The organism is Basilea psittacipulmonis DSM 24701 (assembly GCF_000743945.1).
Classification (GTDB): Bacteria; Pseudomonadota; Gammaproteobacteria; order Burkholderiales; family Burkholderiaceae_B; genus Basilea; species Basilea psittacipulmonis.
This window is the reverse complement of record NZ_CP009238.1, coordinates 301656-315574: the sequence shown is the minus strand read 5'-3', so window position 1 is coordinate 315574 and position 13919 is coordinate 301656. Positions and strand designations below refer to the sequence as shown.

The 13919-nt window shown below is 40.5% G+C and carries 9 protein-coding genes and 2 tRNA genes; 6 read left to right on the top strand and 5 right to left on the bottom strand.

Annotated features, from left to right (window positions below; all coding sequences use genetic code 11):
* Window positions 1-148: 148 nt before the first annotated feature.
* Together IX83_RS01435 and azu are read right to left on the bottom strand one after the other, a co-directional pair.
* Window positions 149-988, bottom strand: coding sequence for an HpcH/HpaI aldolase/citrate lyase family protein (locus IX83_RS01435; protein WP_038498338.1), 840 nt, complete (start codon window positions 986-988; stop codon window positions 149-151).
* Between the two features lie 223 nt (window positions 989-1211).
* Window positions 1212-1658: an azurin gene (gene azu, locus IX83_RS01430; protein ID WP_038501390.1), complete on the bottom strand. Its 447-nt coding sequence runs from the start codon at window positions 1656-1658 to the stop codon at window positions 1212-1214.
* A 213-nt stretch (window positions 1659-1871) separates the two neighbouring features.
* Between azu and IX83_RS01425 the strand changes: the two genes are divergently transcribed.
* The 6 genes from IX83_RS01425 (at window position 1872) to IX83_RS01400 (ending at window position 10636) form a co-directional block, all read left to right on the top strand.
* Window positions 1872-1961, top strand: a tRNA-Leu gene (locus IX83_RS01425).
* Window positions 1962-1989: 28 nt separating this feature from the next.
* Window positions 1990-2080 (top strand) — tRNA-Ser (locus IX83_RS01420).
* A 447-nt stretch (window positions 2081-2527) separates the two neighbouring features.
* A complete protein-coding gene (gene ybaL, locus IX83_RS01415; protein ID WP_077315915.1) occupies window positions 2528-4276 on the top strand; it encodes a YbaL family putative K(+) efflux transporter in 1749 nt (582 codons plus the stop codon).
* A gap of 584 nt (window positions 4277-4860) precedes the next feature.
* Window positions 4861-6579: a transferrin-binding protein-like solute binding protein gene (locus IX83_RS01410; RefSeq protein WP_038498334.1), complete on the top strand. Its 1719-nt coding sequence runs from the start codon at window positions 4861-4863 to the stop codon at window positions 6577-6579.
* A 21-nt stretch (window positions 6580-6600) separates the two neighbouring features.
* Entirely contained in the window at window positions 6601-9138 is a 2538-nt protein-coding gene (locus IX83_RS01405; RefSeq protein ID WP_038498331.1) for a TonB-dependent hemoglobin/transferrin/lactoferrin family receptor, read from the top strand.
* Window positions 9139-9196: 58 nt separating this feature from the next.
* Entirely contained in the window at window positions 9197-10636 is a 1440-nt protein-coding gene (locus IX83_RS01400; RefSeq protein ID WP_038498328.1) for a surface lipoprotein assembly modifier, read from the top strand.
* A gap of 348 nt (window positions 10637-10984) precedes the next feature.
* On the opposite strand, the gene accD is transcribed toward IX83_RS01400, so the two are convergent.
* The 3 genes from accD to trpB are packed head-to-tail and all read right to left on the bottom strand — an operon-like array spanning window position 10985 to window position 13901.
* Window positions 10985-11854, bottom strand: a complete 870-nt coding sequence (gene accD, locus IX83_RS01395; protein WP_038498325.1) for an acetyl-CoA carboxylase, carboxyltransferase subunit beta — start codon at window positions 11852-11854, stop codon at window positions 10985-10987.
* A 2-nt stretch (window positions 11855-11856) separates the two neighbouring features.
* A complete protein-coding gene (gene trpA / locus IX83_RS01390; protein ID WP_038498322.1) occupies window positions 11857-12693 on the bottom strand; it encodes a tryptophan synthase subunit alpha in 837 nt (278 codons plus the stop codon).
* Window positions 12694-12704: 11 nt separating this feature from the next.
* Window positions 12705-13901: a tryptophan synthase subunit beta gene (trpB, locus tag IX83_RS01385; RefSeq protein ID WP_038498319.1), complete on the bottom strand. Its 1197-nt coding sequence runs from the start codon at window positions 13899-13901 to the stop codon at window positions 12705-12707.
* Window positions 13902-13919 lie beyond the last annotated feature (18 nt).

The window sequence follows — 13919 nt, the reverse complement described above, 5'->3', positions numbered from 1 at the left end:
TCCATCACTTTTCTACACCCACAGCAACATCTTCAACCACCCAACTACGCACCAACTCTCATAAAAAAAACGCCACAATGCTACTAAGCATTCATGACGTCTCACCGATCCAATTAAATATTATTCAATACGTGCGCCAATATTTACACTAAGTTATTAAATCATATTGTTCAAGCAACCTACGACAACGCTCGATGACAGGCAAATCCACCATTCTTCCTCTAACTTGAAACGCTGCCAATCCTGTTTCACTATATTTTGCACACACCTCTTTTGCAAAAGCCAATTCACTTTCGCTAGGAACGCACATTTCACGAACCACCTCCACTTGACGAGGATGAATACACAACATCCCAGAAAAACCAAAGTTCTTCCAATGTTTAATCACCTTTGCCAAACCCTCATCATCCTCAAAAGACGGATAAATTGTATCGATAGGGCCATTCAAACCATTCATTCGCGTTTCAAGCAAAATATCGGTTCTTAATCGATTCATAACAATATCGGCCGCATTACTACCCGGGTGGATGCCCAATTCATTCGCCAAATCTAATTGCCCAAACGTAAAGGCATACAAGCCCTTTGCTTTACCTAAATTTGACAAATTACGCCATCCAGAAACCGTTTCAATAAACGCTAAAACAGGCACGCCGAGTTTTTCATACAACCCCTCTATTTCGCTGGCTGTCTCAACTTTTGTTAACAATACCTGTGAGATATTAGCCGCATGATTCAATGACTGTACCTGCAAAAGCGTCTGTACATCTAATACATAATCTTGCGTAGCTCGTGAACAAGAACTAATCCTAACCGCAAAACTTAATGTCGGATGCGTTTGAGCAAAATGGATCAAATGATTTCGTGCCTCTTCTTTTTTGCTTGCATCTACTGCATCTTCTAAATCTATAATGACGTGATCCACGCCTGTTGCAAATGCTTTTTCAAACCTCTCGGGCTGACTACCCGGAACAAACAAATAACTACTCATGGCCTACACTCACCTTTGATCTCATTTAATTAATTTAGCAAAGTTTATTACGAAACGCTTTTATTCACTATTATGCTAGCGGTCTATCTCCATGCCACCAAAGAATTACACCGCATCGCACTCTTTTCCCTTTCATTTAAAATACGCATTTCCGAACATTCATGGCACAAAAAATAAGCCCCCAATAAAGCAACTGGGGGCCAATTACTAATATTAAAAAATATTAGTCAACTAATTTAACCACGCCTTTCATCATAGCAGAATGGCCTGGGAATGAGCAGAAGAACACATAGTCTGTACCTGCTTGCAACTTAGAAACTGGGAATGTTACGCTATCAGTTTCACCACCACCAATCAATTTAGTGTGTGCTACAACACGCTCATCACCTGGTTTCACATAGTCGTTATCCAAACCAGCAGCGATACCGTCTGCATCAACACCAGACATATCAGCAGCAGATGTAATGACCAAATCATGACCCATTGCAGCTTTTGGCAAAGAACCCACGTGTTTCAATGTTACTGTAAAGTCTTTGCAAGTTTTCGATACGTTGATTTCTTTTGTGTTAAATTGCATTGCATCGTTTGCTTCAACTGTTACAGAACAATCAGCAAAAGCAGTCGCACTAGCTAGTGCCATTGCAGAAACAACTAATAATTTTTTCATCATAATAAATATCTCCGTAGAGTCTGTTATAAAAAAACAAGCCACTTCATTATATACCTTTGCCAAAATACAAAACATCAAAAAGCACGAATCTTTTCAAAAAAGGTCCCTCTTTTTTAATGCAAAATTACAACACCCAAACATTTTTAAAAAAATATCGCCAAAATACCTTGCAAACAATCTTATTTATCTATAAAATACTCTTTTCTACTTTAGGCACTCGTGGTGAAATAGGTAGACACAAGAGACTTAAAATCTCTCGGGCATTTAACGCCCGTGCCGGTTCGATTCCGGCCGAGTGCACCAAGAGACTTGTCTCCATCTAGAGTAGTTCGGGAACTTGGCAGAGTGGTTTAATGCACCGGTCTTGAAAACCGACGAGGGTTTGTAGCCCTCCGTGAGTTCGAATCTCACAGTTCCCGCCACAGAATAATCTAATCCTGCTTTTTTGAACTCAGCTAATGAATGTTTAAAAATGCGGGATTTTTATTTTTATCAACCCTCCACCCCACTAACACTGAAATGCTTAAAAGCTTTAAATACCCCCTCCCTCGTCTCAACGTACCCAATTTCTCAATTCACTTCACAACATTTCTGCTTGTCACAAAAAACTTATACGATTACGATCAAAAGTAATATAGAACAAGCATTGTCGTTTCTGCACTGACTAAAACCCCATATCTTTTTATATTTAAAATCACTAAAAGACATTGGCTTTGTAGCTTACGTTCAACAACTTTTTTCTTTCTTGCAACACTTCAATTTTTTTTGAAACAATCTCAAAAATCATGCTCTTTTTATATTATCATTAGATATGGAAAACGCTTGTTTCCATCTCCATAAAAATAACCCTTTCTACAACGGAATAAACTATGCACGGTTCTACCCCTCTCATTAGCATGATCGCTATCGGTTTTGCCATTGCTTATATTTTAGGCATGATTGCAAATCGACTCAAAATATCCCCACTTGTTGGCTACTTACTAGGCGGGATTCTCATCGGTCCCTTTACCCCCGGTTTTTCAGGCGACACTCATATTGCCCATGAATTATCAGAAATTGGTGTCATGTTACTTATGTTTGGAGTAGGATTACATTTTTCTCTTAAAGACTTACTTTCGGTCAAATTTGTGGCCGTCCCTGGGGCGTTATTACAAATCTTAACAGCCATTATTTTAGGATGGTTAGTATCTCTAGCTATGGGCTGGGGCCATGTAAGTGGCTTGGTCTTTGGACTTTGTTTATCAACAGCCAGTACGGTCGTATTGTTGCGTGCCTTAGAAGAACGTCAACTTTTAGAAACCATGCGAGGTAAAATCGCCGTCGGCTGGCTGATTGTCGAAGATTTGGCCATGGTACTTGCTTTGGTACTTTTGCCTGCTGTCGCAAATATACTTCAACAAGAAGACGCGAATACTCAGCAAATGTTTGTGGATTTTGCCATTACCATTGGTAAGGTCATTGCTTTTGTTGCAGTGATGATGGTTATTGGCAAACGCATTATTCCTTGGTTAATCGCCAGAAGTGCGGCAACGGGTTCTCGCGAATTATTTACCCTATCCGTGTTGGCCATCGCTTTGGGCATTGCTTACGGTGCCGTGCATTTCTTTGGCGTATCGTTTGCCTTAGGTGCTTTCTTTGCAGGGATGATTCTAAACGAATCCGAGCTTAGCCATCGTGCCGCTAATGACACCCTGCCATTAAGAGATGCTTTTGCCGTACTGTTTTTCGTTTCGGTCGGTATGCTTTTTGACCCACACATTCTTCTACAGTCTCCTTTATCCGTGCTGGCGACGGTCATTATTATTGTTTTCGGCAAATCCATCGCGGCTTATTTCCTTGTATTGTTATTAGGTAAACCCAAACGTACTGCATTAACGGTTTCTATCAGCTTGGCCCAAATCGGTGAATTTGCCTTCATCCTCGCCAGCTTAGCTGTCAGCTTGGAACTGCTAGACGAACACGCTAGAAACCTTGTGCTAGCAGGTGCCATTATTTCTATCTTACTGAACCCTATTTTGTTTAGTTATTTAGAAAAATTCTTGGACAAAATCGATGACAAAAAAGCATCCGATACGCCTATTACGGTGGATTCACCTCAGTATGAAGAACCTGAGGAGCACCAACAAGAACCATTGTCCATTACCGAACACATCATCGTTGTTGGTGGCGGTCGCGTTGGCAGTATCGTCATTGAAAAACTTCAAGCACAATCTTTACCTATCGCACTTATTGATGCTTCTCGTTCTTGTGCTGACAAATTCCAAGAGATACAAGTGCCTGCGATATTTGGGGACGCTAAACGCACTGAAGTATTTGAATTAGCAAACATTTCTCAAGCAAAATTCATTCTTTTTGCCACACCTAATGCGTACCAAAGTGCAGACACAATCAAAGCACTCAAAGAAAAATACCCCAGCATACAGGTCATTGCTTATGCAACCTACCCTGATGAAAAAGAAACGCTTCTTGTAAATGGTGCAGATGTCGTGATTTATGGCCTTGCTGAAATTGCTAGAAGCATGTTTGAAACTTGCATTCAGCTGGTTAATCAAACAAACTCAAGCGATACTCAAGAAAATCCTGAACCCTCAGCCCCCACACAGACAGCTGAGGCATAATCACTCGAATTAACAGGCTTTCACCAGAAAGCCTGTTTTTATTACACTCGTTTTTCACCTCTCCCTAACACATCCCCCCCTCTTACCTCACATATGCTCATTAATCATCACCACTTATCCCTATCTTACATACTACGTTTCTAGCACCCCTCAACGATATCGATGTTTTCCTAATCCTAATTGGCATTCTCTCCACGTCCACCTCTTCCCAACACACTCACACACCACCACTTCACGATCAGTCGTCACTTCCTCAAACGTTATGAATGCTCACAGACACAAGATTCGTTTGCCTCACACACCTACTCTGCAATAAGCCCTCCATCATACTTCTTAATTTCTATGACGACCGATACGCTTTCACATAGTCGCCTCACTACTGGCAATATCACTTATTTATTTCGCAATAGTGTTGTATAAAATCACATTTATTTTTAAATAATCAAATCAACAGATTAAATGCTCATCAATACATAAAAAAACACCTTATCTAATTTAAACCTTGAAGTAAATAATAAAATACCTTAGTATTGCAAAAGAAAATAATTATCAATACGATTAACATTAGCAAAAGGAGGGAGGGTATGTTTCAAAAATACACCATCACTTATCTCATCACTGCAATCCTGTTAACTGCTTGTTCGACTAGCGGCGGAACCTTTGATCCTTTAGATGTAGGTAGTAGTACAAAATCTGGACTACCGGATAGTGCGAACAATGTGAAATACGTCAATCCCGTGATTGAAACCGACCCAGAAGCACAATCTATCGATGAAACGGGATACAGCATTAATGTGCCAATTCCTAAAGCCCTATATGAAAATTATGCAAAGAGATACTTCAACCCCAATACATTAAAAATCAACAAAGATCATAATTATTTAGATACTAGCGATCAATACGAAACATTGACATTAAAGATTGTAAGTCTGAACGAAAACGGAACCCCAATCATTTCTGAGAGAAAAATTCCATTCAAAATCACAGAAGACACTTGGAATTATCTTGATAATACTATAAAAGAATCAGACGAAAACAATATCAACACATACCATGATAGGACCTACAATCCTTATTTAAAGATTTATAAATTAAATAATTCACTAGTCGGAACCATTATATTTACGAATTTAAAAGATAGTTCACTTAATATCAATAATGTAGCTGAAGAAAACAAATCCGTTCAATTATTCTACAAGGGTCATATAAAACCAACCGTAGAAAATATGCCGATTTCGGGAACGTTTGGATATAATGGAAAATGGTTTTTTGTCACTCAAGTAAATAATTTATCTCAGGATACTGATGCAGAATGGGGAAAATACTCCTCCTCACTCCCCCTTTCTTTAACCATCGACTTTACCCAGAAAACAGTAAAAGGAAATCTATCACATTCAGGAGATAACGTAACGATAAATTACACTATTGATGCCGTCATTAAAGGGAATTACTTTAAAGGGGTTGCAAAGGGAAAATACGAATCCACAGGAAACTCCCTTAACGGCTCAAGTGAAGCCGATGCGGATTTGATCGGTTCTTTCTTTGGAGACACTGCAGAAGAAGCTGCTGGACGTGTCATCGCTAGAGATTTCTCATGGGGTGCGGTTTTTGCCACGAAACGACAAAGAAATGATCTCAGTGATTTAGCGGCTGCGGGTATTTTAGGCTTTGATCACAACGGTACCTTACAAGACTATCAAGCCAATATCGCAACACAAACTCTCGATCGATTAATCGTTGACGGAGAAATCATTGATTTCTCACAAGAATATAATGAACTATGTTGTGCCGAAACAAAATTTGTGAAATATGGCACATTCAAGCCAGAAAACAGTAACAACATTCAAGGTGGTTATTTTATTCAAGGCACAGCCACAACCGATATGCCTGAAACGGGGAATGCCAGCTATCGTGGAAACTGGTATGGTTTTGTTAAAGATAGTAGCACAGGATACTCAGCAACTGCACAAAAAAATGAAGCGACTTATCAAGCGAATTGGGGAGATAAAACCCTATCGGGCAAACTATTTGGCAAAAATCAAGATATTAACAGCGATCAACCAATCGGTATCTTATCTGCCAAAATTCAAGATAACACGTTTCAGGGCAAGGTGACCTTTAAAGATTGGGCAGTCGATGAAAACAAAGACAACTTAGAGAACACTCAAAAAATCAGTGGTGAAGCAGAAGCCAAGGGATATTTTTATGGTGCTAAAGCCAATGAGTTAGGTGGGCATTTTAAAAATCAAGACAATTCAGCAGGAGGTGTATTTGGCGGTAAACAAATCGAAGTAACCCCCTAATACATTCAGGAGACAGACAACATGAACACTAAAAATATTTTTTGTTTATCAAAAATCACTTGCTTAACATTATTCGCCGCCGTGTCCACTGTGACCTATGCCGAGGAACAAAACGACACCGAACTAGAAACGATTCAAGTGCAAGGAACAAGGTCCAACAGCAAGAAAAAATACGATGTAACTGGATTAGGTGCCATCAAAAAAACGGCAGCTAAACTGCAAAGCGATCAGGTTGAAAACATTCGTGATTTAACCCGTTATGATCCAGATATCGGGGTTAACGAAGCGGGTGGTCGAGGCACCTCGCGTGGATTTAGTATTCGAGGGGTAGAACGAGAACGTGTCGCCATTGATGTAGATGGTTTTGGTTCAGCACCTGTTTTTAAACGTGACAGTGCAACTTCTGGTACACACCGCGTTCAAGAAACCAGTGGTTCCATCAACGAAACCGAATATGAAAATCTAAAAGAAGTGGATATCCGAAAAGGCTCAGCATCTGCGGAATCAGGCAATGGAGCATTGGGAGGCTCTGTCAGCATGGTCACGAAAGATGCCTCAGACTTTCTAAGTGGCAATCGTCAATTTGGAGGACGATTAAAACTGGGCTACACCAGCAAGGACAAACGTAATATTCATTCTGCCGCGATCGCTGGCCGTCACAAAGGATTAGAGGGATTTATCCAATATACAGGACGAAGTGGTCACGAAGTACAAGCACATCGAGAGCTTTACCAAACAGGCGATACCGTCAAATATTACTCCCCTGGTACTGGTTCCTCAACCACTCTTTACTTATCAGCAGATGAACTCAGTGGCCCGAAACGTCGTGTTCCCAACCCACTAGACTATAAGAGTCAATCATGGCTTTCTAAGGCAGGCTATCATCTCAATGATGAACATTATGTAGGCACGGTATTTGAGCATAGTAAACAAGAATACACCTTGCGTGAAATGTTTTTGTCTAATTATCATTTTGGTCCAAAAGAGGAAAATGACTATATCCCTATATTTGATGGAATATCAACATTTTCAGGATTATCATCATTTACCCCCACTCGTTTTTATATTGACGAACACCATCTTTCTCGTTACGGGCTAGAATATAAGTACCAAAAGAAACAAAGCAACAGTTTTTTAGATCAGGCTTTAGTTAGAATTGATCAAAGAAAACTAGAGATGCGTAGCACCGTTTTATCATTGAACTGTTCTAAATGGCCCACCGTGGATAAGAATTGCTGGCCCAGCAATCAACACTATATTCAAGGTCAATTAGGTAAACGCCATGATAGTTCATTAGAGGAGAAAGATAAACGCATAGACTTTGCACTACTCAAACGTCTGAAAATAGGTTCCACTCGCCATGAATTGCAATTACGTAGCGGGTATATTACCTCAGACTATGTCATATACAACCATGCTTACCAACAATTTAATAGAGATTCATCCTTAGAAAAAAACCTAAAAAATGGTGGAGATAGCTACAGCCAACACGGCCCCTTTAACACCGGCAAAATACGCGGCACCAATATCTTCATTGGGTTAAGCGATCGTATTAAATTACGCCCTGACCTAGATGCAAGCCTTGCACTTCGTTATGACTACCAATCCTTTAAAGCTAACCCAACCCCTGAAAGAAGAAAGATTGGGATGAATTTTGAACGAGCCAAATACCAGAATCTTTCTTGGGATCTCGGTTTAGCCTATCGTCCCATTGATCGCGTCCAACTGACTTATCGAGCCAGTTCAGGGTTTAGAACACCCAGTGTTTTTGAGTTAGTAGGCCCTAACTTTAATGTGGAAAAATATGATTCAACATGGCAACAACAAGGTCCTCTCAAGGAAGAACGTTCTTTTAACCACGAGGTAGGGGCAGAATTTATCAGCACTGCTTTTAAAATTTCTGGTAGCTACTTTATTACCGAATACAAAAATCTGATTGGTCGAGCAGCTTCCAGAGATAGCATTGGTCAAACAGATCAGGTATATCAAAACCTATATAACTTTACAACACACGGCTTTGATATCAAAACATCGGTGGATCTGAATAGCATTCATCCCAAACTTCCAGAAGGCTTAGAGATCAAGTTTAATGCGGGGGTGACACGTATCAAAAAACGTTCTCCTGTTTCTAAAGAATACGAACTCGTATCAGACTATACCTTTGATGCCATTCAACCTTTAAAACTGGTTTATGGTCTGGAATATCATGATCCTGATGGTAAATGGGGAGTAAGCCTGATGACCACTTATTCTAAAGCTAAAAATGCAGACGAATTATCTGGGACGATTAAACAAGGTGGCTTAACCACGCAAGGTTCACGTGTTGCCAACATTCGTACGCGTAGTTGGCGAATCACCGACATCTTTGGTTATTATCATGCAACACGAAATGTAACGATTCGCGCAGGTGTTTACAATATTTTCAATTATCGTTATGTGACGTGGGAATCTGCACGCCAAACCTCATTTGGATCAGAAGCCAGAATAACGACAGGTAATTACACCGCTTTAGCTGCCCCCGGTCGTAACTTTTTACTCAATCTAGAAATGAAGTTTTAATGTGTGATACCACTTGGGTAGGTGAATGTTCATCTACCCTTTTCACTGATTTTTTCTCATGACAAACAAAATACTTTTTACCTGTTTTTCGATTTTTGCCTTTCAATCAACGGTCGCTAACATTCTTTATACGCCCAATATTGCTCAGGAAGTCAAAGATCATTTTGATGCGTATCAACAAAATGAACAGTGGCTCAAACAACGTTCATCTGGCCCTACCGCTATTGGTCCCACTATTTCTGATTCACAAACCCTATCGCTTAGTAGCCAAGAGCTGTTACAGCATTCTGAATTATTAGAGAAAGCTTTTATTATTGCTTTGAACACCTTTCAAATAGGGGGAATTGAAAAACTGCTTCCCTTGTACCGACAACTTCCACAAGCTAATTCTCATCTAATTCATTATGCACAAGGTCTCCTTGCATTCAAGAATCAAGAGGCTTCTAGCAGTGCCCAATATTTTAAGAAAATTCTCGATGAACATCCCAACGCTGTCGTAGCAGATTATTTTTATGCCTTATCTAGCTTTAAAAATAAACATTATGATGAGGCAAACACACGTTTTAAAGCACTCTTAAACACTAATATTCCCGAAACCAAAAAACAAGACATCATACCGTTTCATCAGTTTATTCAGAACTACCAAAAATGGGATGTTTCATTGATGGTCAGTCCTTTTTATGACCAAAACATCAACAATGCCCCCGATCAACGTCATTGGAACGGCTTTACTTTTGCGGAAAAAATAGCGGACTATGGCATGCGTTATTATTTATCTGTCAGTAAAAAAATATTATTGCCCAAAGGATGGGTGGTCGCACCAAGCGTAGCCAGCTATGGAAAAATATTTAAAAATGAAAAAACCTTTAACGATGTCAATCTCAAAACTTTTGTAAATATCATTCAACAGTCGCAATATCAGGACTTTCTCATTCAACCTTATTTCCATAAACGCTGGTTTGGTAATCAAGCTTACTCACAAAGCAAAGGCCTGACTCTTGGCTGGGGACAAGACTGGTCGTCCATATTGAGCACTCAAGTCAATGTCGCTTATGAACGAGAAAAGTTTCACGGTCGTACTTTTTTAAATAATTACAAACAAATGGCTGATGGTGTCATCTTTTTATCCCCCAGTGACACACATACCTTTATTTTTCAACAAGGCTTTGTTCATCAATATGCCACTCGCGACCAAGATGATCGTTACATTTCCCTACGTTCATCCATCGCATGGATTCACACCTTTTCACATGGCCTAAACACGCGAATCGGTGTATTTTATGAAAGCACGCGTTATAAAGGCCCCACTCTATTAACGGGCCAAGAAAACCGAAAAGACAAAGCATACGGCTGGTCATTAGATGTAAAACACGCGTCCATCCAATACAAAGGAATTCAACCTAGTCTAGGTTTTCGTTACAGCAAACACCGCAGTAATAGTGCCTTACATCGTTACACCAAAAAGGATGTTGTATTCAGCATTCAAAAAAGTTTTTGACCTTCATGAAACTTATATTAAAAAGAGCTTGATTTATCCTCATCTAAACACCAACCGCTCAATCTCTGTCTGCCAAGGCATGTTCATTCCATGAGAATCGAAACTTTATTATCATTGCGATCGAGCAACTATATGGCCTGCCATTTCCTTTTCTCGATCAGGTGAAAACTCTCTTATTCGCTGTTCAATGTTACAACGTAGTGATGTTACTTCTTTTGCCCGATCAGACAAGGACCCGCTTATTCTGTGCGGTTCTAAGTCTTATGATTCATCTTCACTAAAACAGCCGACTCCAATAAAAAAACTCCTTAAACAATAAGCCTAAGGAGTTTTCTCTTATTAGGTATTTTACTGGGTCACAGCATGTTCAGATTGTTTCATGAAAATCGCAATCATGCGTGCGATCTCTTCACGTAGGTTCTTACGATCCACTACCATATCGATAGCACCTTTTTCTAATAAGAACTCTGCACGTTGAAAGCCCTCTGGTAACTGTTCTCTTACCGTTTGTTCAATCACTCTTGGGCCTGCAAAACCAATCAATGCCTTGGGTTCAGCAATCACAACATCGCCCATAAAGGCAAAACTTGCTGATACACCACCCATAGTGGGGTCAGTCAACACAGAAATAAAAGGCAAGCCCTCCTCTGACAACTGAGTCAACACAGCATTAGTTTTTGCCATTTGCATAAGAGAGAATAAGCTTTCTTGCATACGAGCACCACCTGATGCAGATACGCAAATAAAGGCAGTATTGTGTTTAATGGCTTCTTGGACACCACGAACAAAACGCTCGCCCACGACTGAACCCATTGAGCCACCCATAAATGAAAACTCGAAAGCCGCTACTGTAGCTGGAATGGACAAAATCGTACCTCTTTCAACCACTAAAGCATCACTTTCTCCAGAAGCTTTTACCGCCTCACTTAATCGATCAGGGTAGCGTTTGCTGTCCTTAAATTTTAAGGGGTCAACGGATTTAATTGACTCACCAATTCTGATACGCTCGCCTTTGTCCAATAACATATCAATACGTTCAGCCGCACTGACTCGCATATGATGATTACATTTTGGACAAACATTCAAAGACGCTTGCAATTCCTCACTATATAAAACCGCCTCACATGACGGACATTTGCTCCATACGCCTTCTGGTACACGACGACCAGAGGAACTACGGTTAATTCGCGGAGGAAGAATTTTATCTAACCAACTCATATCTATTTTCCTATTAAAGCGGCATTAATTTCTGATAAGAATGAGCTTGCCGCATCACATACTTTCGACACAGATGACTCTGGCGAATTCATCGCCGACTCAATAACTTGAATAAGTTTACTACCAATAACCACTGCATCGGCAACTGATGCAATCGCTTTGGCACTTTCGGCATCTTTGATACCAAAGCCCACACCCACTGGAATATGACCAACATGCTGCTTAATCAATTCCACGCGTTGTTTCACTTCGTTTGTATCCAGCGTGCCTGAACCAGTCACCCCTTTTAATGAAACATAATAAATATAACCTGACGCTATTTTAGCAATTTCTTTCATGCGTGCTTCATTTGAAGTCGGTGCAAGCAAAAAGATCGGAGAAATTTGTCTATTTTTAAGCTCTTTTTCAAACTCATCATATTCTTCAGGCGGAAAATCAACGATTAAAACACCGTCCACGCCTGATTCTTGAGCCTTTTGTGCAAACTGAACATGCCCCATTGCCTCTATCGGATTACCATACCCCATTAGAACAACGGGCGTTCGGGTATTCGATTGGCGAAAAGCTTTGACCATCTCTAAAGTTTTAATCAAAGATGTGCCCTTTTTAATCGCACGTTCTGAGGCTAACTGAATCGTCGGCCCATCAGCAGCGGGATCAGAAAATGGAACGCCTAATTCAATCACATCCGCCCCACCTTTTACCAAAGCATGCATCAATGATACCGTCATACTGGGGTCAGGATCACCGGCACAGATATAAGGAATCAATGCTGCTTTTTTCTGAGCACGACATTCAGCAAAAGCCTGATCAATTCTGGGAGAAACACCATCACTCATTATGTTTTTCCTTATAATTTAATATGGCTGTGTTCAGCCACTGTGTGTATATCTTTGTCACCGCGACCTGACAAACACACTAGAATAATCTTATCTTTATCCAAAGTAGGTGCCAACTTACTCGCATAAGCCAAAGCATGCGACGATTCTAAGGCAGGCATAATGCCCTCATATCGACAACAATCGTGAAATGCCTGCAACGCCTCATCATCACGGATTGATTCATATTTGGCTCGTCCCGAATAATTTAACCAAGCGTGTTCAGGTCCTACGCCAGGGTAGTCCAACCCCGCTGAAATAGAATGAGCTTCAGTAATTTGTCCATTCTCGTCATAAAGCAAATATGTACGATTGCCATGTAGCACACCAATCTTGCCCGCACCGATAGCAGCAGCATGTTTACCCGTTTCAATCCCCGCACCAGCTGCTTCTACACCAATTAAAGCAACAGACTGATGAGGAATATAAGGAGCAAAAATACCCATTGCATTCGATCCCCCGCCAACAGCAGCCACCACATAATCTGGCTGTTTACCTGCATCTTTGGGCATTTGCTCTAAACATTCTTCACCAATGATTTTTTGGAAATGACGCACTAATTCAGGATAGGGGTGAGGGCCTGCCACGGTTCCAATCAGGTAATATGTATGATCAATATTCGTTACCCAATCGCGTAAAGCCTCATTCATCGCGTCTTTTAGCGTTCTGGAACCAGAAGTGACCGCAATGACTTTTGCACCCAATAATTTCATGCGATAAACGTTTAGGGCTTGTCTTCTGACATCTTCTTCACCCATAAAAATCACGCATTCTAAACCATATCGAGCCGCGACGGTTGCCGTTGCCACACCATGTTGACCTGCCCCCGTCTCTGCGATAATGCGTTTTTTGCCCATTCGCTTTGCCAATAAAATCTGGCCAATACAGTTATTTACCTTATGAGCACCTGTATGATTGAGATCTTCTCGTTTAAACCAAATCTGTGCTCCACCTAAAATATCCGACCAACGTTTTGCATGATAAATAGGACTAGGACGGCCTACATAATGTTTCATTTCATGGGCGAATTCCTCCATGAAATCAGGATCATTTTTGTATTGATCAAAGGCTTCTTTTAGTTCTTGAATGGCGTACATCAACGTCTCTGCAACAAAAGTACCGCCAAAAGGACCAAAATGCCCTCGTTTATCTGGTAATGTCGAATCCAAAGAATCGCTCCTTTTACT

Coding starts and splice junctions, on each gene's coding strand:
- ybaL (WP_077315915.1), top strand. CDS start 2,528: ATGCACGGTTCTACCCCTCTCATTAGCATGATCGCTATCGGTTTTGCC.
- IX83_RS01410 (WP_038498334.1), top strand. CDS start 4,861: ATGTTTCAAAAATACACCATCACTTATCTCATCACTGCAATCCTGTTA.
- accD (WP_038498325.1), bottom strand. CDS start 11,854: ATGAGTTGGTTAGATAAAATTCTTCCTCCGCGAATTAACCGTAGTTCC.
- IX83_RS01405 (WP_038498331.1), top strand. CDS start 6,601: ATGAACACTAAAAATATTTTTTGTTTATCAAAAATCACTTGCTTAACA.
- trpA (WP_038498322.1), bottom strand. CDS start 12,693: ATGAGTGATGGTGTTTCTCCCAGAATTGATCAGGCTTTTGCTGAATGT.
- azu (WP_038501390.1), bottom strand. CDS start 1,658: ATGATGAAAAAATTATTAGTTGTTTCTGCAATGGCACTAGCTAGTGCG.
- IX83_RS01400 (WP_038498328.1), top strand. CDS start 9,197: ATGACAAACAAAATACTTTTTACCTGTTTTTCGATTTTTGCCTTTCAA.
- IX83_RS01435 (WP_038498338.1), bottom strand. CDS start 988: ATGAGTAGTTATTTGTTTGTTCCGGGTAGTCAGCCCGAGAGGTTTGAA.